General features: G+C 67.9%; 23 protein-coding genes. 18 read left to right on the forward strand and 5 right to left on the reverse strand.

Annotated features, from left to right (window positions below):
- Window positions 1-92 precede the first annotated feature (92 nt).
- Window positions 93-809 carry a class I SAM-dependent methyltransferase gene (locus tag ABD848_RS06800; RefSeq protein ID WP_344968550.1) on the forward strand — a complete coding sequence of 239 codons (717 nt, stop codon included), beginning with the start codon at window positions 93-95 and terminating at the stop codon, window positions 807-809.
- Window positions 810-1,158: 349 nt separating this feature from the next.
- Here ABD848_RS06800 and hypF read toward each other — a convergent pair whose 3' ends face one another.
- Complete coding sequence (hypF, locus tag ABD848_RS06805; protein WP_344968552.1) at window positions 1,159-3,462, reverse strand: carbamoyltransferase HypF; 2,304 nt, start codon at window positions 3,460-3,462, stop codon at window positions 1,159-1,161.
- A 500-nt stretch (window positions 3,463-3,962) separates the two neighbouring features.
- On the opposite strand from hypF, the gene ABD848_RS06810 reads away from it, so the two are divergent.
- The 16 genes from ABD848_RS06810 (at window position 3,963) to ABD848_RS06880 (ending at window position 16,385) form a co-directional block, all read left to right on the forward strand.
- Window positions 3,963-4,583, forward strand: a complete 621-nt coding sequence (locus tag ABD848_RS06810) for a D-sedoheptulose-7-phosphate isomerase (protein WP_344968555.1) — start codon at window positions 3,963-3,965, stop codon at window positions 4,581-4,583.
- Window positions 4,580-4,843 carry a HypC/HybG/HupF family hydrogenase formation chaperone gene (locus ABD848_RS06815; RefSeq protein WP_344968557.1) on the forward strand — a complete coding sequence of 88 codons (264 nt, stop codon included), beginning with the start codon at window positions 4,580-4,582 and terminating at the stop codon, window positions 4,841-4,843. Before ABD848_RS06810 ends, ABD848_RS06815 begins: the two co-directional genes overlap by 4 nt.
- The gene (locus ABD848_RS06820) at window positions 4,833-5,564 is read left to right on the forward strand and encodes a D-sedoheptulose-7-phosphate isomerase (RefSeq protein WP_344968559.1); all 732 of its coding nucleotides are present in this window, start codon (window positions 4,833-4,835) and stop codon (window positions 5,562-5,564) included. The genes ABD848_RS06815 and ABD848_RS06820 overlap by 11 nt, the downstream gene beginning before the upstream one ends.
- On the forward strand, window positions 5,561-6,631 hold the full coding sequence (locus ABD848_RS06825; RefSeq protein WP_344968561.1) for an NADH-quinone oxidoreductase subunit B family protein: 1,071 nt from the start codon (window positions 5,561-5,563) through the stop codon (window positions 6,629-6,631). Before ABD848_RS06820 ends, ABD848_RS06825 begins: the two co-directional genes overlap by 4 nt.
- Window positions 6,632-6,686: 55 nt before the next feature.
- Window positions 6,687-8,480: a nickel-dependent hydrogenase large subunit gene (locus ABD848_RS06830; protein ID WP_344968564.1), complete on the forward strand. Its 1,794-nt coding sequence runs from the start codon at window positions 6,687-6,689 to the stop codon at window positions 8,478-8,480.
- A 38-nt stretch (window positions 8,481-8,518) separates the two neighbouring features.
- Window positions 8,519-9,100 (forward strand): NifU family protein, encoded by a 582-nt coding sequence (locus tag ABD848_RS06835; RefSeq protein ID WP_344968567.1) that lies wholly within the window; start codon window positions 8,519-8,521, stop codon window positions 9,098-9,100.
- A complete protein-coding gene (locus tag ABD848_RS06840; protein ID WP_344968570.1) occupies window positions 9,097-9,786 on the forward strand; it encodes a DUF5947 family protein in 690 nt (229 codons plus the stop codon). The genes ABD848_RS06835 and ABD848_RS06840 overlap by 4 nt, the downstream gene beginning before the upstream one ends.
- The gene (locus tag ABD848_RS06845) at window positions 9,689-10,429 is read left to right on the forward strand and encodes a DUF6084 family protein (RefSeq protein WP_344968572.1); all 741 of its coding nucleotides are present in this window, start codon (window positions 9,689-9,691) and stop codon (window positions 10,427-10,429) included. Before ABD848_RS06840 ends, ABD848_RS06845 begins: the two co-directional genes overlap by 98 nt.
- Window positions 10,426-11,775, forward strand: a complete 1,350-nt coding sequence (locus ABD848_RS06850; protein WP_344968575.1) for a hypothetical protein — start codon at window positions 10,426-10,428, stop codon at window positions 11,773-11,775. Before ABD848_RS06845 ends, ABD848_RS06850 begins: the two co-directional genes overlap by 4 nt.
- Window positions 11,772-12,260, forward strand: a complete 489-nt coding sequence (locus ABD848_RS06855) for a hydrogenase maturation protease (protein WP_344968577.1) — start codon at window positions 11,772-11,774, stop codon at window positions 12,258-12,260. Before ABD848_RS06850 ends, ABD848_RS06855 begins: the two co-directional genes overlap by 4 nt.
- Entirely contained in the window at window positions 12,257-12,367 is a 111-nt protein-coding gene (locus ABD848_RS24990; RefSeq protein ID WP_425567458.1) for a DUF6893 family small protein, read from the forward strand. The genes ABD848_RS06855 and ABD848_RS24990 overlap by 4 nt, the downstream gene beginning before the upstream one ends.
- A 3-nt stretch (window positions 12,368-12,370) precedes the next feature.
- Window positions 12,371-12,646 (forward strand): HypC/HybG/HupF family hydrogenase formation chaperone, encoded by a 276-nt coding sequence (locus ABD848_RS06860; RefSeq protein ID WP_344968581.1) that lies wholly within the window; start codon window positions 12,371-12,373, stop codon window positions 12,644-12,646.
- A gap of 35 nt (window positions 12,647-12,681) precedes the next feature.
- The gene (gene hypD, locus ABD848_RS06865; RefSeq protein ID WP_344968583.1) at window positions 12,682-13,821 is read left to right on the forward strand and encodes a hydrogenase formation protein HypD; all 1,140 of its coding nucleotides are present in this window, start codon (window positions 12,682-12,684) and stop codon (window positions 13,819-13,821) included.
- Window positions 13,818-14,984, forward strand: a complete 1,167-nt coding sequence (hypE, locus tag ABD848_RS06870; protein ID WP_344968586.1) for a hydrogenase expression/formation protein HypE — start codon at window positions 13,818-13,820, stop codon at window positions 14,982-14,984. The genes hypD and hypE overlap by 4 nt, the downstream gene beginning before the upstream one ends.
- 312 nt (window positions 14,985-15,296) lie before the next feature.
- On the forward strand, window positions 15,297-15,743 hold the full coding sequence (locus ABD848_RS06875; RefSeq protein ID WP_344968589.1) for an SSI family serine proteinase inhibitor: 447 nt from the start codon (window positions 15,297-15,299) through the stop codon (window positions 15,741-15,743).
- 288 nt (window positions 15,744-16,031) lie between these two features.
- Window positions 16,032-16,385 carry a peptidase inhibitor family I36 protein gene (locus ABD848_RS06880; RefSeq protein WP_344968593.1) on the forward strand — a complete coding sequence of 118 codons (354 nt, stop codon included), beginning with the start codon at window positions 16,032-16,034 and terminating at the stop codon, window positions 16,383-16,385.
- Between the two features lie 129 nt (window positions 16,386-16,514).
- Here ABD848_RS06880 and ABD848_RS06885 read toward each other — a convergent pair whose 3' ends face one another.
- Together ABD848_RS06885 and ABD848_RS06890 are read right to left on the reverse strand one after the other, a co-directional pair.
- Window positions 16,515-16,814 carry a DUF3618 domain-containing protein gene (locus ABD848_RS06885; RefSeq protein ID WP_344968595.1) on the reverse strand — a complete coding sequence of 100 codons (300 nt, stop codon included), beginning with the start codon at window positions 16,812-16,814 and terminating at the stop codon, window positions 16,515-16,517.
- A gap of 11 nt (window positions 16,815-16,825) precedes the next feature.
- Window positions 16,826-17,257 (reverse strand): phage holin family protein, encoded by a 432-nt coding sequence (locus tag ABD848_RS06890; RefSeq protein WP_344968597.1) that lies wholly within the window; start codon window positions 17,255-17,257, stop codon window positions 16,826-16,828.
- A gap of 256 nt (window positions 17,258-17,513) precedes the next feature.
- Here ABD848_RS06890 and ABD848_RS06895 point away from each other — a divergent pair, with 256 nt between their 5' ends.
- A complete protein-coding gene (locus ABD848_RS06895; protein WP_344968599.1) occupies window positions 17,514-17,741 on the forward strand; it encodes a hypothetical protein in 228 nt (75 codons plus the stop codon).
- Between the two features lie 15 nt (window positions 17,742-17,756).
- Here the strand turns inward: ABD848_RS06895 and hypB are convergent, their stop codons facing one another.
- On the reverse strand, window positions 17,757-18,602 hold the full coding sequence (gene hypB, locus ABD848_RS06900) for a hydrogenase nickel incorporation protein HypB (protein WP_344968601.1): 846 nt from the start codon (window positions 18,600-18,602) through the stop codon (window positions 17,757-17,759).
- Window positions 18,603-18,606: 4 nt separating this feature from the next.
- Window positions 18,607-18,936 (reverse strand): hydrogenase maturation nickel metallochaperone HypA/HybF, encoded by a 330-nt coding sequence (locus ABD848_RS06905; RefSeq protein WP_344968603.1) that lies wholly within the window; start codon window positions 18,934-18,936, stop codon window positions 18,607-18,609.
- Window positions 18,937-19,006 lie beyond the last annotated feature (70 nt).

The following is a 19,006-nucleotide window of genomic DNA, read 5'->3' on the forward strand; positions in this document are numbered from 1 at the left end:
TAGTTTGCCGAGCGCCCCTGGTCGGGCGGTCGGCGCCGGTACCCCCGCGTCTTGTGCCGGGTGGCGAAGACGTGCGGCTGAGAGGAGAAGGTGTGAGCGACCTCAACGAAGAATTTGTGTCAGAGCTGTACCACCGCTACGCCGACGACCTGCGCGCGGTGCGCGAGGAGCAGCGCGCGCTGCGCGCGGGCCGGGCGGCGATGCGCACCCAGCTCGACGATATCGAGGCCGAGATCACCTACCTGCTGCTGCGATGGTTCCAGCCTGGGCACGTCACCGAGATCGGCTGCCTGCACGGCTGGTCCACCACGTGGATTCTGCGCGCGCTGCGCGACAACGATCACGGCAGGCTCACCAGCGTTGACCTGATCGACAACGCACGGGGCAACGTTCCGGCCGAGCTGGCCAAGGTGGGGTGGCAGTTCCAGCGCGGCGACGCCCGCGAGATCTTCTCGACCTGGTCGCAGGAGATCGATTACCTCTTCATCGACGCCGCTCACACAGCTTCCTTCGCCCGCTGGTACCTGGACCGCATCTTTCCCGCCCTGTCGGAGGCCGTGCCGGTGAGTGTCCACGACGTGTTCCACCGGCGCCGTCCGCTGCCTTTCAGCGAGGCCAGTGAGGTGCTCAAGTGGCTGCGTGGCCAGGAGATCACCTACTTCACGGCATCGCGGGCCAAGGCTCCCCAGACCTACACCAGGTTGGAGCGGTTGCGTCGCGAGCTGGGGTTGACCCACGACATCAGCGATTCCCAGCGCAACCCGATGATCTACTTCCACATGGCCGGCCGTACCGCCCCTACCGGTTGAGCCGTCGCCGGCCGTGCGCTCGGTGCGGGACCGGGGCGGGTTTCTCCGGTTGCTCACACCGTCGCCAGCCTCCGCCGTCCTCGCCCCCACAAGCCCCATGATCGCCTCACCGCGGCTTCGGCGGGCGTGGCGGCCCGTCCAGTCCATAGGGACGCGGCTCCTCCCCCCTGTCGCCGAGGGCCGTTCGCGCCCGGCCGTTAGGTGCTGTTGTTCGGACGGCTGGAGTGTGGGGGTGGGGGTGTTCTTCGTTGGCTCGTGCCTCGGTCGCTTCGCGATCTCGCCGGCCAGCGGGGTGCTCACCCGTTTGCGCCCACCGCCGGCCCTCGCCGCCTTTTCCAAAAGACAGCATTTAGGCCCGCGCCCCTTCGGTAGCGGCGGCCACAGCCGCCTGGCCGAAGCTGATGCCGCCGTCGTTGGTGGGAACGCGCTCGTGGACGAGGACCCGCAGCCCGCGGCGTTCGAGGCGGGCGCGCAGCGCCCCCAGTAGCAGGGTGTTTTGGAACACGCCCCCCGACAGCGCCACCTGGCCCAGGCCGGTCTCCTCGGCCAGGTGGAGGCAGACACGCGCGGCGGCGTCGGTGAGTCCGTTGTGGAAGCGCGCCGCGATGGTCGCGGGATCGGCGCCGGCGCACAGGTCGTCGACGGCACCGCGCACGAGGTCGGTACCGTGTACACGCAGCGGGGCGGCGCCGGTGATCCGGACCGGATAGTGCCCGCGCTCGTGCGGATCGGCGCGCTGTTGCAGTTCCAGCGCGGCGTGGCCCTCGTAGCCGACCCGGTCGCGTACCCCCACCACAGCGGCCACGGCGTCGAACAGCCGCCCGGCGCTGGAGGTGAGCGGGGCGTTGACCCCCGCGCGAGCCACGGCGCGCACGTGCTCCCAATGGTGGGCGTTACGCTCGGCCACGGCCAGGCCCGGCGGCGGGGCCGCCTCGAAGGCGGCGTCGAGGTAGGCGGCGGCCATCCGCCATGGCTCTTTGACGGCCGCGGCCCCGCCCGGCATCGCCACGGGAACCAGGTGAGCGCGCCGCTCGAAGCTGGTCAGGTCGGCCACGAGGAATTCACCGCCCCACATTGTGGCGTCGGTGCCATAGCCCAGCCCGTCGAAGGCGACCCCGATGACCGGGCCGCTGTGGCCGTTGTCGGCCAGGCACGAGGCGATATGGGCGTGGTGGTGCTGCACGCCCAGCGGCTCGGGGCCGTCGGGGGTAGCGAGGTCGGTGGCGTACTTCGTGGACAGGTACTCCGGGTGCAGATCGTGGGCCACGACCTGCGGCTTGATACCGAACAGGCGGCTCAGGCGCGCGATCTCCTCGGTGAAGCAGCGCAGCGTTTCATAGTTCTCCAGGTCGCCGATGTGGGAGGACACGATCGCCCGTCGCGCCGTGGCGAGGCAGAAGGTGCTTTTGAGTTCCGCGCCGCAGGCCAGCAGCGGGCGTGGGGCGGGGTGGGGCAGCGGCAACGGGGCCGGCGCGTAGCCGCGCGCCCGCCGGATGGGGTACTCGCGGTCCGCCACCACCCGCACGACGGAGTCGTCGGCGCGCGCGTGGATCGGTCGGTCGTGCACGAGGAAGTAGTCGGCGACCCCGCCGAGGCGTTCCAGCGCGGCGTCCTCGGTGCAGACGATGGGCTCCTCGGCGAGGTTGCCGCTGGTCATGGTGAGGGGAGCGGGGTGTTCGCGGGCCAGCAGGTGGTGCAGGGGCGTGTAGGGCAGCATCACTCCGAGGTTGCGCTCGCCGGGGGCGAGCGCTTCGGCCAGGACAGCCTGCGTGCGGCGGCGCAGGAGCACGATCGGATGGCGCGGGCAGGCCAGCGTCCGGGCCTCGGCCGGGTCGACATGGCACAGGTGGCGCGCCTGGTCCAGGTGGGCCGCCATCACGGCGAACGGTTTCTCGCCGCGGCGCTTGCGGCGACGCAGGGTCGCGACCGCCTCCTGGTTGGTGGCGTCGGTGGCCAGGTGGTAGCCGCCCAGCCCTTTGACAGCGACCACGTGTCCCTCGCTCAGCAGGGCTGCGGCGGTGGCGATGGGGTCGGCGGGGGAGGCCGCGATCGCGCGGCCGTCAGCGTCGACCAGCCTAAGCGTGGGTCCGCAGGCGGGGCAGCACACGGGCTGGGCGTGGAAACGGCGGTCGGTGGGGGTGTGGTATTCGCGGGCGCAGTCGCCGCACATGGCGAAGTCGGCCATGGTGGTGGCGGCGCGGTCGTAGGGGACGTCGGTGACGATCGTGAACCGGGGGCCGCAGTTAGTGCAGTTGGTGAAGGGGTAGCGGTAGCGCCGGTCGTTGGGGTCGAACAGTTCGCTCAGGCACGGCGCGCAGGTGCCTACGTCGGGGGAGACCAGGACCGCGCGCTGTCCCTCGCTGTCGCTGCCGTCGATGTGGAAGCCGCTGTCGTCGCGGCAGGTGATGGTCTCGTTGCTGACCCGTTCGATCGCGGCCAGGGGCGGGGCGTGGCTCAGGAGGTCGTCGCCGAAACTCGCGACCCGCTCGGGGCTGCCCTGGATCTCGATGTAGACCCCGGTGGTGTCGTTGCCCACGTGCCCGGTGAGTCCGTGCCGGGTCGCCAGCGTGTAGACGAAGGGCCGGAACCCCACCCCCTGGACGATTCCCTCGACGCGGATTCTGCGGCGCGTTTGCGTGTCACCGTCGGTCATGTCATCCACCTTCGCAGAACGCGTGCCTGAGTGGTGGGAACAATGCCGGGGGCCTCGGGGGAAGTAGGCCAATCGTGGCCATGTGTGGAGAGGCCGGTGTCCTCGTCAAGAATCCGGAAATAAATGATGCGACGAGGGATGTGCGCCGCGCCGGAGCCGTGAAGTTTTCTTTTCGATGCTGCTGTGATAGAAGGCGTTCGTCGCTACCGAGTGGAAGGGCGTTCGGGAAAGGATGGGGGCACTATTACTTCTCGTTGACTCATATTTTTGGCGTGTCGGGTTGAGCTGTTGGAGACTGCTCGGATTAGTGTCGTGGACATTACGGACAATGGCCCTGATGAGCTGCACAGACGTTCGTTCCAGAGTCTCGGATCGGTTTTCTTGACGGAGGCGGGGAGTTTCCGTGCGCGCTGAAATTTTGTCCGGATGTAGGGGTGGCGGGACACCGCTGTTTTCCAGTCGGTGAGTAGTGTGGCGACTTACGTGGGGGGATTTTTGTTGTGACTGTTTTTCCGGAGGTACGTGCGAGCGTCGACGCCGCTTTGGTGGGGCGCGAGGCAGCGTCGACTCGGCTCGCCGATGAGGCCGATACGGTGGCGCGGTGCTGCCGGGATATGGCGGTGCGTTTTCACCGCGGTGGGAAACTCATCGTCTTCGGAAATGGGGGAGCCAGCGCCGACGCCAACCATGTCGCCGTGGAATTCGTGCATCCGGTGATCGTGGGGAAACCGGCGCTGCCGGCGCTGTCGCTCAACAACGACGTCGCCACCATCACCGACGTCGCCAACGGCGTTGGTTTCTCCCACGTCTTCGCCCACCAACTGCGCTGCCTCGCCGAACCCGCCGACATCGCACTGGGGGTGTCGCCGGACGGCCGCTGCGCCAACGTCGTCGAGGGGTTGGCGGCCGCGGCTGAGATGGGGCTGCTCACGGTCGCGTTGGCCGGCGGCGACGGCGGGGAGATGGCGGCCGGCGCCGACGTGGACCACGCGCTCGTCGTCGACGCCACCGATCCGATCGTCTGCAAGGAGGTGCACGTGACCACGTACCACATCCTGTGGGAGCTGGTGCACGTCTTCCTCGAACAGCCGGGAGTGCTTGCGAGGGAGGCACGGGCGTGAACACCGATTCCCTTGGGCCGCCCTGGGCGTCTTCGGCTGCGGCCCACTGCGACGGCGAAGTGTGCATCACCTGCTCGGACCAGGCGGTCGCGGTGCGCGTCGTACGGCTGCTGGCCGACCGCATGGCCCTGGTCGACACCGGCACCTCGCTGGAGCAGATCAGCGTGGCCCTTGTCGAAGCTGCCCCGGGCGATCAGGTCCTCGTCCACGCCAAGGAAGCCATCTCCCGTGTCGAGGAGAGCCACGACTATGACATCTGACAGCCTCCCGGGTCATGCCGAGGACGGCCACGGACTCTACCCCTTTCTCAACGGTGGCACTGGCCGTGACCTCGACTCGGTCATGGCTGAGGTGCGCCGCTCCACAGTCGACAAGGCGATGGAGATTGTGGCGCTGCGCCGCGACATCGGTGCCGAGTGCGGCGACGAGGTGGCCCGCTGCGCCATAGCTATGGCCGGTCGTTTCGCCGCCGGGGCTCGGCTCTATGTGTTCGGCAACGGGGGCAGCAGCACCGACGCCGTTGACGTGGCCACCACATTCCTGCACCCGCCGCGGGGCCCGGCGCTGCCGGCGCTGTCGCTGACCGGCGATGTCGCCCTCGTCACGGCGCTGTCCAACGACGTTGGTTTCGAGGCGGTGTTCTCCCGCCAGATCGCGGCGTTGGCCCGGCCGGGCGACATCGCCATGGGGCTATCCACCAGCGGCGGTTCGGCCAATGTCGTCGCTGCGCTGGCCGAGGCCGGCCATCGGGGCCTGCTCACGGTCGGGTTGGCCGGCTACAAGGGTGGGCGGTTCGCCGAACTGGACAGTATCGATCACCTGTTCGTCGTTCCGTCGTCGTCGGTGCACCGCATCCAGGAGGCGCAGACGACGATCTACCACCTGTTGTGGGAGATGACGGCGCGGGCCTTGGAGGCGACGCCGCGCCGGGAGGACGTCGCCGGCGGTGGCGGCGTGTCGATCGGAGAGGTATCCGCATGAGTACCACCGAGACGCAGGTCAGCAGACCTACCGAGACCGAAGAACCCGTTGTGCACATTCTCTGGATCAACGCCGGACTCAGTTGCGACGGCGATTCCGTGGCGTTGACCTCGGCCACCCAGCCCACGATCGAAGAGATTCTCCTTGGCGCGATCCCAGGACTGCCCAAGGTCGACGTGCACTGGCCGCTCATCGACTTCGACAGCGGCCCTGAGCAGGGCGCCGACACCTTCATCGAGTGGTTCTTCAAGGCCGAACGCGGCGAGATGGACCCGTTCGTGCTCGTCGTCGAGGGCTCGGTGCCCAACGAGAAGATCAAGTCCGAGGGGTACTGGTGCGGGTTCGGCAACGACCCGCAGACCGGTCAACCCATCACCACCAGCGAATGGCTCGACCGGCTCGCGCCCAAGGCCACGGCCATCATGGCCGCCGGTACGTGCGCGACCTATGGCGGTATCCACGCCATGGAGGGCAACCCCACCGGCGCGATGGGGGTGGCCGACTACCTCGGCTGGGAGTGGCGCTCCAAGGCGGGCTTGCCCATCGTCAACGTGCCCGGTTGCCCGGTCCACCCCGACAACATGGCCGAGACGCTGCTGTATGTGCTCCAGCAGCTCGCCGGCAACGCGCCGATGATCCCGCTCGATGACGCACTGCGCCCCACCTGGCTGTTCGGTGCCACCGTCCACGAGGGCTGCGACCGGGGCGGCTACTACGAGCAGGGACAGTTCGCCACCGAGTACGGCTCACCGCTGTGCCTGGTCAAGATCGGCTGCTGGGGGCCGGTGGTGCACTGCAACGTGCCTAAGCGCGGCTGGATCAACGGCCTGGGCGGTTGCCCCAACGTCGGCGGTATCTGCATCGCCTGCACCATGCCCGGATTCCCCGACAAGTTCATGCCGTTCATGGACGAGCCTCCCGGCGGCAAGGTCTCGACCGCCTTCAGCAGCTCTTACGGCGGGCTGATCCGCAAGCTGCGCTCGATCACCATGCAAACGGTCGACAAGGAACCCAAGTGGCACCACCCCGAGCCGAAGCTGACCACCGGCTACCAGCCGCACTGGTGAGGCGCTTCGGCACCGACTCATCACCCGCACCAACCGTCAGAAAGGCCCAGACGCGATGACCGAGACCGCCAAGAGACCAGCTAAGGAAGAGACCACCCAACAGTTGGTCGACATGTCCTGGGACCCCATCACCAGAATCGTGGGCAGCCTGGGGGTCTACACCACGATCGACTTCAAGCAGAAGCAGGTCGTGCAGTGCCATAGCACCTCGTCGATCTTCCGTGGCTACAGCATCTTCATGAAGGGCAAGGACCCGCGCGACGCCCACTTCATCACGAGCCGCATCTGCGGTATCTGCGGTGACAACCACGCGGCCTGCTCCGTCTACGCCCAGAACATGGCCTACGGGGTCAAGACCCCGCCGGTTGGCGAGTGGATTCTCAACCTCGGCGAGGCCGCCGAGTACATGTTCGACCACACCATCTACCAGGAAAACCTGGTCGGGGTGGACTACTGCGAGCGCATGGTCCGCGAAACCAACCCCGGCGTGCTGGAGTTGGCCGAGCGCACCGAGGCGCCCAACGCCGGCGCGCACGGCTACCGCACCATCGCCGACATCATGCGCGCGCTCAACCCGCTCGAAGGCGAGTTCTACCGGGAAGCGCTACAGCAAAGCCGCGTGACCCGCGAGATGTTCACCCTCATGGAGGGGCGCCACGTCCATCCCTCCACCCTGTACGGCGGCGGTGTGGGAACCCACGCCACGACGCAGGTCTTCACTGACTACCTGACGCGGCTGATGCGCTACGTGGAGTTCATGAAGCGGGTCGTGCCCATGCACGACGACCTTTTCGACTTCATCTACGAAGCGCTGCCCGGCTACGAGCAGGTCGGCCAGCGCAGAATCCTGCTGGGCTGCTGGGGGGCCCTCAACGACCCCGCTCACTGCGACTACTCCTACGAGAACATGTCGCAGTGGGGCCGCAAGATGTTCGTGACGCCGGGCATCATCGTCGACGGCCAGTTGGTGACCAACGACCTCGTCGACATCAACCTGGGCATGCGCATCCTGCTGGGCAGTTCCTACTACGACGACTGGAACGACCAGGAGATGTTCGTGACCCGCGACCCGCTGGGCAACCCCATCGACCGGCGTCACCCCTGGAACCAGCACACGCTGCCGCGCCCGCAAAAGCGCGACTTCGACAATAACTACAGTTGGGTGATGTCGCCGCGCTGGTTCGACGGCACCAACCACCTGCCGCTGGACACCGGCGGAGGCCCTATCGCCCGGCTGTGGTCGACCGCCCTGTCGGGCCTGGTCGACATCGGCGGCTATGTGCAGGCCACCGGACACAGCGTGCGCATCAACCTGCCGCGCACCGCCACCAAGCCCGAGACCACGTTCGAGTGGCGCATCCCGCAGTGGAGCAACGCCCTGGAACGCAACCGCGCCCGCACCTACTTCCAGGCCTACGCCGCCGCGGCGGCCGTGCACTTCGCCGAGCAGGCCCTGGCCGAGGTGCGCTCGGGCAACACCGACACCTGGGCGCCGTTCGAGGTGCCCGACGAGGCCATTAGCTGCGGCTTCACCGAAGCGGTGCGCGGGGTGCTGTCGCACCACATGGTCATCCGCGACGGCAAGATCGCCAACTACCACCCCTACCCGCCCACACCGTGGAACGCCAGTGTCCGTGACGTCTACGGCACACCCGGGCCCTACGAAGACGCGGTGCAAAACACCCCGATCTTCGAGGAGAACGATCCGGACAACTTCAAGGGCATCGACATCATGCGCACCATCCGCAGCTTCGACCCGTGCCTGCCGTGCGGGGTGCACATGTACACGGGCAACGGCAAGACCCTGCGCAAGCTGCACACGCCCACCGCATTCGGCGACAGCGCCTGACACCGGCGAGGCACCCACACGAGGAGGGGTGAAACGAGATGACGGCTGGAAGCGGGCTGAACGAGACCAGCGAGCGCGTCGAGGCCCTGCTGGCCGAGCTCGCCGGCATCGACCCCACGGCCGGTGAACGCGCCGAGGAGGTCGTGCGGCTGCTCGTCGAGCTCTACGGCACGGGCCTGGAGCACATCATGGCCACCGTCGCCGCCGACGGCCAGCACGGGTCGGCCTTGCAGGAGCGCCTGGTCGAGGACGATCTGGTGGCCGGCCTGCTGATCCTGCACGGCCTGCACCCGGTGGACACCACCACCCGGGTGCAGCGGGCGTTGGACCGGGTGCGGCCCTACCTTGGCTCCCACGCCGGCGGGGTCGAGTTGGTCGCCGTGGACGACGACACGGTGCGGCTGCGGCTACAGGGCAACTGTGACGGCTGTCCGTCCTCGGCAGCCACGGTGAAGCTGTCCATTGAGCGGGCCATCGCCGAGCTGGCCCCCGAGATTTCGGCCGTGGAGGTCGAGGGGCTCACCACGGCCCCCTCCTATGAGGGGTTTGTCCCACTGGAGTCGGTGCGTGCCCACGACAGCGCCTCCGATTCCGCCGCGCCACGCGGAGTGGCCGTATGAGCGGGGCAGACACGCCCGTCTCCGCGCAGCGCAGCCCGGCCGGTGCCACATCGCCGGCCGGCCTGCGCCGCTTCCTTGAACCCAAGGCCGCACCGGTGCCGGGAGAGCGCTGCGAGATGTGCGCCGAGCCGTTGGGGGAGCACCACTCCCACATCGCCGACCTGGATAAGCGCAGCGTCATGTGCGCCTGCCGCGGCTGCTATCTGCTGTTCACCAGCGAGGGCGCGGCCGGGGGCCGCTACCGGGCCGTGCCCGAGCGTTGCCGCTACGACCTGGCGTTTCCCATATCGCAGGCGCAGTGGGAGGAGTTGCAGATCCCGGTGGGGATAGCGTTTTTCTTCCACAACTCCAAGCAGGGGCGCATGGTCACCTGCTATCCGAGCCCCGCCGGGGCCACCGAGTCCCTGCTGCCCTTGGCAGCCGCCGAGGGACTGCGCACGGCCAACCCCGCTTTCGCCGACCTGGCCGCCGATGTCGAGGCGCTGCTGCTGCGCCGCCACGACGACGGCTTTCACTGCTTTCTCGTCCCGATTGACCTCTGTTACGAGCTGGTCGGCCTGATCCGGCTGCACTGGAAGGGATTCGACGGTGGACAAGAGGTATGGAACGCCATCGACGCTTTCTTCGCCCGTCTCCGAGACCGGGGGAGAAACGTCGGAGCCGACCGCCACACAGACTCAGGCTGAGGCCGCCGGCGTCACCTTCGAGTGCCGCGACGGTCGGGCAGAGCCCTACGCGGCCACCCCGACCCTGAGTTTTCGGCTGCGCATCACCGAGGCGCAGCAGCGGCCGGTGCACAACATCGCCCTGCGGTGCGAGATCCAGATCCAGCCCCGCCGGCGCCGTTACGGCCAAGCCGAGACCGAGCGCCTCCACGACCTCTTCGGGGTGGCCGAACGGTGGAGTCAGACCCTGCGTCCGCTGCGGTTCGCCGACCTGTTCGTACTCGTGCCCGGCTTCAACGCCACAACCGAGATCGATCTGCGGGTGCCCTGCACCTACGACTTCGAGGTCTCCTCGGCGAAGTACTTCCACGCCCTCGACGACGGCGAGATCCCGCTGCTGTTCCTGTTCAGCGGCACCGTGTTCCGCCGCACCGCCACTGGCTTCACCATCGACCCCGTGCCCTGGGATCACGAGGCCAGCTACGACCTGCCGGTGCGGGTGTGGCAGGAAATGATGGACCTCTACTTCCCCGATAGCGGGTGGATGCGGGTGCGCCGCGACACGCTCGACGCCGTCCACGCCTTCAAAACGCGCCACACCCTGCCCAACTGGGATGACGCTTTGCTGACACTGCTGGACAAGGCCGGGGAGGTGCAGACGTGAGTTTCGACCTGGCACGCAAGGTCGCCGACACGGTGCTGTTCGAGGGCTACGTTCTCTATCCCTACCGTGCTTCGGCCGTCAAGAACCAGGTGCGCTGGCAGTTCGGGGTATTGGCGCCGCCTGGGGCCACCACGGGCGAGCCCTCGTTCGCCCAGACCGAATGTCTCATCGAGGCTGAGGAGCCCGCCCGCGTCGACGTGCGCGTGCGTTTCATGCAGGTCCACACCCGCTTTCCCGCCGCCGGCGAGGAGGACACCCACGCGCCGGCACAATGGGAGGAGGGCACCCTGCGCGAGATCGACACCGCCGCAACGGTCACCAGCGAGGCCACTGCCACCAGCGTGCCCTTCGAGTTCCCCGGCGGTGAGCACACCAGCGACGGCGCGGTGCTGCGCGGCCACCCGCTGCGCGGCGCTATCGAGCTCACCACCGAGCCGATCCCCGGCCCGCACCACCTGCACAAGCTGCGGGTCCGCGTAACCAACCACACGCCCGAGCGCACGCCCGGGGCGGGGCGCAACGCGATGCTGCTCGACTCGCTGGTCTCAGCCCACACCTTGCTGTCGGTCTCCGGCGCGTCGTTTCTGTCGCTGCTGGAGCCGCCAGAGCGGGCGGCCCAGGCGGCCGGCCACTGCGAGAACCTGCACACGTGGCCGGTGCTGATCGGTGAACCCGGCCGCTGTGACCTGATGCTCTCGGCGCCGATCATCCTCTACGACTATCCCGAGGTCGCTCCGGAGAGCCCGACCGACCTGTGCGACGGCACCGAGATCGACGAGATCCTCACGTTGCGCACCATGACTCTGACCGAGGAGGAGAAGCGCGAGGCCCGCGCCACCGACATGCGGGCCGCGCGCATCATCGACCACGTCGACTCGCTGCCTCCCGAGATGCTTGAACGCTTGCACGGCGCGATGCGCTACCTGCGCGACGTGGCCGGTGTCGAACCCGAGCCGGGGCAGGGCCCTGCCGAATCCGCGGCACCGCCCCCGTCCGGGCCAGCCAGCGTGATCCACCACGAGACGCCCTGGTGGGACCCAGGTCAGGACGCTTCGGTCTCGCCCGAGACCGACAGCGTCCCTATCGCCGGGGGGACCGCCATGAAGGGCAGCACGGTGGTGCTGCGTCCCGGCAACCGCCGCGCCGACGTTCACGACATGTTCCTCGCCGGCCGCCAGGCCATGGTGGAAGGGGTGTTCTTCGACGTCGACGGCGGCACCTACCTGGCGGTGACCCTTGCCGACGACCCCGCCGTCGATCTGCACCAGTCCCACGGCAGGTACCTGTACTTCACCCCTGACGAGGTGGAGCTGTGCGAACAGGCCACAGAAGGGGGACAGCGGTGAGTGCGCGCCCGCTCGTCGCCGGTATCGGCAACATTTTCCTCGGCGACGACGGTTTCGGCGTCGAGGTCGCGCGGCGCCTGGCCGGCCAAGAGCAACTCGCCGGGGTCCATGTCGAGGACTTCGGTATCCGCGGCGTTCACCTGGCCTACGAGCTCCTCAACGGCTACGACCCGGTGATCATGGTCGACGCGGCCCCGCGCGGCGGCGACCCCGGAACCGTCTACGTCATCGAAGCCGCGCCCGAGAGCGAGGACGGCGAGGAGCATCAGGGCCACGACGCACTCCTCGATGCCCATGACCTGCGCCCGGAGGGTGTGCTCAGCCTCGTCCGGGCCATGGGCGGCAGCCTGGGCCGGGTCTACGTCGTGGCCTGTGAACCGTCCTGTGTCGAGGAGCGCATGGGACTGAGTGAAGAGGTCGCCGGCGCGGTGGACGTCGCCGTCCGCACCGTCTGCGACCTGGCGACATCGAAAGGACAGTCATGAAGTGGTGGATGTGGTTTTTGCTCCTACTGCCGCTGAGCCTGGCAGTCGTACTGCTGATTGTGCTGTTTCCCGACATCAAACGGTACATGCGGATTCGGAGGATGTAGCTGATGTGCCTGGGCATCCCCGGTGAGGTCGTCGAGGTCCGTGAGGACCGCTCCGACCTAGCCAAGGTGGACGTCAGCGGCGTCCGCCGGGTCATCAACATCGGCCTGTTGGAGGGCGAGGAGGCGGTGGGGCCCGGCGACTGGATTCTCATCCACGTCGGCTTCGCCCTCTCCAAGATCGACGAGCGCGAGGCGCAGGCGGCCCTGGACTTCCTCAAGGGGATCGGCCAGGACTACGAGGACGAACTCGACGCGCTGCGCCAGTCGCATATCGAATAGCGGCCCCGACGGGGCCGCTGACATACCAGGAGGGGGTGGTTCCGAGGATGCGGTTCGTCGACGAGTACCGCGACGCGGAACAGGCTGAGGCACTGGCGGCCAAGATCGCCGACCTGTGTGAGCCAGGGCGGCACTACAAGTTCATGGAGGTATGCGGCGGGCACACCCACACCATCTACAAGCACGGTCTGGAGGACTACCTTCCCGACAACATCACACTCGTGCACGGCCCCGGCTGCCCGGTGTGCGTCATCCCGATGGGGCGGGTCGACGACGCCATCCACATCGCCCAACAGCCCGACGTCATCATGACCTCGTTCGGCGACATGATGCGCGTTCCCGGCGGCACCAAGTCCTTCATCGACTCCAACGCCGACGGCACCACCATCAAAATGGTCTACTCGCCGCTGGACGCCTTGAAGCTCGCCAAGCAACGACCTGACCAGCAGGTCGTGTTCATGGCCATCGGCTTCGAGACGACGACGCCCTCCACGGCCATGACCGTGCTGCGCGCCGCCGAAGAGGGCGTGGACAACTTCTCGGTCTTTTGTAACCACGTCACGATCATCCCGGCCATCAAGGCGATCCTGGACTCGCCCGACCTGCGCCTGGACGGTTTCCTCGGCCCCGGCCACGTTTCGACCGTCATCGGCTGCCGGCCTTATGAGTTCATCGCCCGCGACTACCACAAGCCGCTCGTGGTGGCCGGATTCGAGCCGCTGGACATCCTACAGTCCATCTACATGCTGCTGCGCCAGCTCAACGAGGGACGCTGCGAAGTCGAGAACCAGTACGGCCGTGTGGTGCCCTGGGAGGGCAACCAGGTGGCGCTGCGCGCCATCAGCGACACCATGGAACTGCGCCCCTATTTCGAATGGCGCGGGTTGGGTTTCATCTCCCACTCAGCGCTGCGCATGCGCGAGGACTACGCCCGCTTCGACGCCGAACGCGCCTTTGACCTGCCCGGTGTGCGGGTGGCCGACCCGAAGGCCTGCCAATGCGGCGAGGTCCTCAAAGGGGTGCTCAAGCCCTGGGAGTGCAAGGTGTTCGGTACCGCCTGCACCCCCGAAACCCCGATCGGCACCTGCATGGTTTCTTCCGAGGGGGCCTGCGCCGCCTACTACAACTACGGCCGGTTCGAGCGCGACCGGGTGAAGGAGGCGACCCGCGCATGAGCACCGGGCATCGTTACGCCGAGTGGGCGCAGCGGGCTGTGGCCGAGCACGCCGACCACATCGACGGCCACCCGCCGGCCACGGGCCGCACCTCCGATCGGGAACAGCAGGTCCTCGACCGGATCGACCGGGCGCGACGGCGCAAACCAAAGGTCAAAGACGAGCGCATCACGCTGGCCCACGGTGCGGGCGGCAAGGCCACGCAGACCCTGGTCGAGGCGATGTTCCTCGACGCTTTCCGCAACCCCGTGCTGGAGCGGCTCGACGACGCCGCCGGTGTTCCCGCCGAGGGCGGGCGACTCGCCTTCACCACCGACTCGTTCGTGGTCTCGCCGCTGTTCTTCCCGGGAGGCGACATCGGTGACCTCGCCGTCAATGGCACCGTCAACGACCTGGCGATGGCCGGCGCCCGCCCGCTGTACCTCTCGGCCGGGTTCATCCTGGAGGAGGGGCTGCCCACCCACGAGTTGCGGCGGGTGATCGACTCCATGGCCCAGGCCGCCGAGCGGGCCGGCGTTCGCGTCGTCACCGGCGACACCAAGGTGGTGGAGCGCGGCAAGGGTGACGGTTGCTACATCAACACCTCCGGGGTCGGCGTTGTCGAGCACGACTTGGCGCTGGGGCCGGGACGCGCCCGGCCCGGTGACGCTGTCATCGTCTCCGGGCCGGTGGGCGACCATGGGGTGACGATCATGCTGGCCCGCGGCGAGTTGGACATCGAGTCCGACATCGAGTCCGACACCGCGCCGATGCACGAGATGGTGCGTGACCTGCTGGCGGCCACCAGCGGGGTGCGGTGTCTGCGCGATGCCACCCGCGGGGGAGTGGCCACGATCCTCAACGAGATCGCCACCGCCTCCGAGACGGCGGTGGTCGTTGACGAGAGCGCCGTGCCCATGCGCCCCGAGGTGCGCGGGGCCAGCGAAATCCTGGGGATCGACCCGCTGTATGTGGCCTGTGAGGGGCGCATGGTGGCCGTGGTGGACGGCGCTGAGGCCGACACCGCGGTAGCGGCGCTGCGTCGCCACCCCCTGGGCCAAGACGCCGCCGTCATCGGCACTATCAAGGACGACCCGCCCACTCTGGTGCTGCTCAAAACCGAGTTCGGCGGTACCCGTATCGTCGACGTCCTCATCGGTGACCCGCTGCCCCGGATCTGCTGACCCGGCTCGGCAGCGGTCGTGTGGGCCGGCGCAGGGAACCGAGTCACGGCTGGGTTGGGGCCGCCTCGCCCCAGCCGCCGGCCCCACCACCCCGAGATCAGTAAACGCCGCAAAATGTCCACAATAGGAAACTAATCCTTATTTACGAAGGTAATGTCTTCACCTATCGTGGTCGCTGCTCACTGTGCGGTGTCCCGGTCGTTGGGCATCCCCCACGCGCAGTGGCGCGCATCCCCCGCGCCTCCAGCGCGGCACCGGCCGGAACCGCCGCGGAGCAGTTTCCTTCATCCCCCGACCACGAAAGGAAACCCGATGCGAACAGCGAAGCTCTTCGGCACGCTGGCGGCCCTAGTCATGGGTGCCGTGGCGGTGGCCGCCACGCCCGCGGCGGCCGAGTCGCCCTTCGAGCCCCTGCCCGCCCCCAACGCGAGCTACACCATGGTTATGTACGAGGCGGGCATCACCCTCGACGACCCAACCGCAGCGGTGCCCCCCACGGCGATCGCCCGGGCCACGCTGGAGTGCTACCCCCACGGCGGCACCCACCCCACGCCCGAGGCCGCCTGCGAGTCGCTGTGGCAGGTCGGCGGTGAATTCGACCAGCTTCCGACCGACCCGGCGGCCGTCTGCCCGGCCGTTGTCCGGCCGGTGACGGTCGAGGTGAAGGGTCACTGGTTCAACGAGCCCGCCCATTTCAAGCACACCTACAACAACCGCTGCCTGGCCGCCGTCGAATCCGATAACGTCTTCCGGTTCTAGCCCCACGCCCCTACTCGTCCGGACCGCGAACCGGCGGTAGCCGCGCCGGGGGACGGCGTCCTCGCCGCCGTCGGTGGGGGCGCCTCCCCCGTTTTCGGCCGCCGGAGCTGTCAAGGAAGCGGCGGCTCGTGCACGTGGCGAGGTGCGCCCACGGAGGAGCCCCAGCAAGCGAGGGTGCCGGGGGGACCGTCGCACGGCCAGAACAAATAGCGCACCGTAGTGGTTTTGACACCCGGTGTCTTGGGATAGTTTCCCTCCCACAGAGCCGATGGATCAGGAGGGGCCGCGATGCGCCAAGGGGTCGGCGGGATCTCGGTGGGGCTCGCCCTCGCCGCCCTGAGCGCGGTACTGGCCCCGGCCGCGCCGGCCGCGGCCGGGCTGCGGCAGTGCCCCCACAACAAGCTGTGTATCTGGGACGACCCCTTCTTTGAAGGGCGCTTCTACGCCTTCGACGTCGCCGAGCCCGACCTGGGCGAAGGTGGGCTCAGCGGGACGGTCTCCGTCGTCAACACCACGTGGAGCCCTTGGTGTCTCTACGCCGGGCCGATCTTCACCGGCCGGCGCTACGAGGTCTCGGGGTTCGCCGTCGAACCACAGCTTCCCCCGTTTCGCTCCTTCCGGGTCGGCGCCTGCCGAAGGTGACCTCTGGCCACCGTGGCCTGTGGGTCCCGTTGTCCGGTGGCCGCAGCCACGCCTGAGCGGTGCTGCGCCCACCGGCCCCCGGTCGACGGCGCGCTGCGGTCGACGTCCCTCACCGGTTGACCGGCTGTCTCACCCCACGTGCCGTTTTTTGGTCACAGCGGCGGCGATCAGTCCCGCCAATAGACCCGCGCTCACCGCGGCCACGGTGAGCTGCCGCCGCGTCAACGGCCGGCTGACGCGGGAACGGGCCACGCCCACCGCGCGCTTGGCCTCCTCACGAGCCCGCGTCCTCACGTCCGCCTTGGCGGCCAACGCCTCGACCGTGTCGCCGAGTTCGGCGCGGGTATGCGAGATCTCGGCGCGCAGCAGCTCGGCCTCATTCAACGGCCGGCCCGGACGGTACTCGACATCGGGGCTGTACTCAGTCATGCTCCTGGTCATCAGCGTGCCCTTTCCCTGATCGCCGTCATGTCGGCCTGCACGCTGTTCAGCGTCTCTTCCGGCTTCAACGGCGTGGCCCGTTTGAGCTGCTGTCCGCCGATACTGGCGAGCACGCCAGCGATCACCAGTAGCGCCCCCGCCACGATGAGTGCCGCTCCCCAGGCGGGCAGCACCAACGCCAACAGGAGGACCAGCCCGGCGACCAGCGCCCCGACTCCACTCAGTGCGACCACGGCGGCCACGCCGAACATGCCGATTCCGCTACCGGCGCGCTTGCCTTTCTGACGCATCTCCAGTTGCGCCAGTCGAAGCTCCTCGCGGACCAGGTGGGAGATCTGCTCCGACGCCTGTTTAACCAGGTCGGCGGTTGACGCTTCCGCGGTGGATGTTTCGGCCGCTTCCGCCCGTTGCTGCTCAGGGATTCCCAACATGGTCAGCTCCCTTTCGTAAGGCTTCCGCTGTTCGCCGTCTGCCCAGAAACGGGCTTTCCATTCTTGAGCTGGGGTAATAACGCCGAACACGGTGCCCTTCACCGAACAGGACCGTCGACACCCGCCACGTGCGCGTTGCGGGGTGGCTGTGTGTTGTGTTTCGCCGGTCGACGGGTAGTCGGCCCTGCTGAAGCGGCGCGGCCCCATCGTGCCGGCAGCCGCACCACAGGCGACACAGAGTCAAGAGGAGAACCCTATGCTCAAAAAGCTCCGGGAAGCCGGTATCACGTCGGATATGGCCTACGCGGCCGGCTTCTGCTCCATCGGGCTGACCATCCTGGCCTGGTTCGCCTCCAGAAGTGGGGGCGATAGAGCCAACACCGCGCGCGCCGAGCGGTGGGGACTGTTCATCGGCGAGTGGGCGCCGACGTTCATGGCCCTCGGTGTCGGCCTCAAGCTGGAGGAACAGTCCACCGAGGAGTGAGGAGACGCCGGCCGTTCACGCGCTCACTCGAGCACCCAGCCAAGCGTAGAATTCGGGCATCCCGTCGCCCCGCGTGGCGCTGACCTGCTGGATGGTCACCTCGGGGTTAAGGCGTCGAGTGAGCGCGGTGAAGTGGTCAACGTCGAAGTCCAGGTAGGGCAGCAGATCCATCTTGTTGAGCAGCACCAGGTCGGCTGCTCGGAACATGTGCGGGTATTTCGTGGGTTTGTCGGCGCCTTCGGTGACCGACATGACCACCACGCGAGCGCCCTCACCGAGGTCGAACAGTGCTGGGCAGACGAGATTGCCGACGTTTTCGACGACGACCACAGACTGCTGCCGTGGGCCCAGCGCCGCCAGACCGTCGCGCAGCATCTCCGCGTCGAGGTGGCAGCCGGAGCCGGTGTTGATCTGCACCACCTCGCATCCCATGCGGCGGATGCGCCGCGCGTCGAGATGGCCCTCCTGATCGCCCTCGATTACCGCTACGGGGGGTTCGCCGTTCAGGTCTGTCACCGTGCGCTCCAGCAAGGTGGTCTTGCCTGAGCCGGGGGAACTCATGAGGTTTACCGCCAGGATGGCGCGCTCGCCCAGCCATGCCCGGTTCTCCTCGGCCAGTTTGTCGTTCTTGGCCAGGATGCGCTGCTCTAGCAGCACCGTGTGCGCATGCTCATCGCCGCCCACCTCATGGGCATGGTCATGCTCATGGCTGTGCCCATGGTCGTGTTCGTGCCCATGACCGTGGCCGTGCCCATGACCGTGGTCTTCGGGGGACGCACTGCCCTCGTCGGCGGGGCCACCCACCGGCAAAGCCGTAATCCGTGTTCCGGTGTCGTCGGAACAGCCACAAGTGGCGCACATGTCGCTACCGCACCTCCACTGATGTCACGCGCAGCTCCTTACCGCGGGCAACGGTGATGTCGGCGCTCCCGCAGGCGCACAGCGCGATCAGATCGTCGACGTCGAATTCGTCGCCGCAGGTGCGGCAACGGGCCTGACCAGCGGGCTCCGTGATCGTCAGGGTCGCCCGCTCCAGCGGGGTTCCCTCGGCTACCAACTCAAAGCAGAAACGCACCGAGTCGGCGACCACCCCGGAGAGCTTCCCGATCTCCAAGGCGACGGCGCGTACGTCGGCGTCGCCGGTGCGCTCGCGCACAGCGTCGACGACGTTTTGGGTTATCGCCAGCTCATGCACCTTGTGCTTCGCCCTCGCCCCACAACGACGGAAAGTACCACTGCATGTGCTAATCGTAGTTAAAACAGGA

This window comes from Salinactinospora qingdaonensis (assembly GCF_039539445.1).
Lineage (GTDB): Bacteria > Actinomycetota > Actinomycetes > Streptosporangiales > Streptosporangiaceae > Salinactinospora > Salinactinospora qingdaonensis.

What these genes read in the sequence shown, in the direction of transcription:
- ABD848_RS06830 (WP_344968564.1), top strand. Translation starts at nt 6,687, where the DNA reads ATGACCGAGACCGCCAAGAGACCAGCTAAGGAAGAGACCACCCAACAG.
- ABD848_RS06895 (WP_344968599.1), top strand. Translation starts at nt 17,514, where the DNA reads ATGCTCAAAAAGCTCCGGGAAGCCGGTATCACGTCGGATATGGCCTAC.
- ABD848_RS06860 (WP_344968581.1), top strand. Translation starts at nt 12,371, where the DNA reads ATGTGCCTGGGCATCCCCGGTGAGGTCGTCGAGGTCCGTGAGGACCGC.
- ABD848_RS06820 (WP_344968559.1), top strand. Translation starts at nt 4,833, where the DNA reads ATGACATCTGACAGCCTCCCGGGTCATGCCGAGGACGGCCACGGACTC.
- ABD848_RS06890 (WP_344968597.1), bottom strand. Translation starts at nt 17,257, where the DNA reads ATGTTGGGAATCCCTGAGCAGCAACGGGCGGAAGCGGCCGAAACATCC.
- ABD848_RS06875 (WP_344968589.1), top strand. Translation starts at nt 15,297, where the DNA reads ATGCGAACAGCGAAGCTCTTCGGCACGCTGGCGGCCCTAGTCATGGGT.
- hypF (WP_344968552.1), bottom strand. Translation starts at nt 3,462, where the DNA reads ATGACCGACGGTGACACGCAAACGCGCCGCAGAATCCGCGTCGAGGGA.
- ABD848_RS06835 (WP_344968567.1), top strand. Translation starts at nt 8,519, where the DNA reads ATGACGGCTGGAAGCGGGCTGAACGAGACCAGCGAGCGCGTCGAGGCC.
- hypB (WP_344968601.1), bottom strand. Translation starts at nt 18,602, where the DNA reads ATGTGCGCCACTTGTGGCTGTTCCGACGACACCGGAACACGGATTACG.
- ABD848_RS24990 (WP_425567458.1), top strand. Translation starts at nt 12,257, where the DNA reads ATGAAGTGGTGGATGTGGTTTTTGCTCCTACTGCCGCTGAGCCTGGCA.
- ABD848_RS06885 (WP_344968595.1), bottom strand. Translation starts at nt 16,814, where the DNA reads ATGACTGAGTACAGCCCCGATGTCGAGTACCGTCCGGGCCGGCCGTTG.
- ABD848_RS06880 (WP_344968593.1), top strand. Translation starts at nt 16,032, where the DNA reads ATGCGCCAAGGGGTCGGCGGGATCTCGGTGGGGCTCGCCCTCGCCGCC.
- hypE (WP_344968586.1), top strand. Translation starts at nt 13,818, where the DNA reads ATGAGCACCGGGCATCGTTACGCCGAGTGGGCGCAGCGGGCTGTGGCC.
- ABD848_RS06840 (WP_344968570.1), top strand. Translation starts at nt 9,097, where the DNA reads ATGAGCGGGGCAGACACGCCCGTCTCCGCGCAGCGCAGCCCGGCCGGT.
- ABD848_RS06825 (WP_344968561.1), top strand. Translation starts at nt 5,561, where the DNA reads ATGAGTACCACCGAGACGCAGGTCAGCAGACCTACCGAGACCGAAGAA.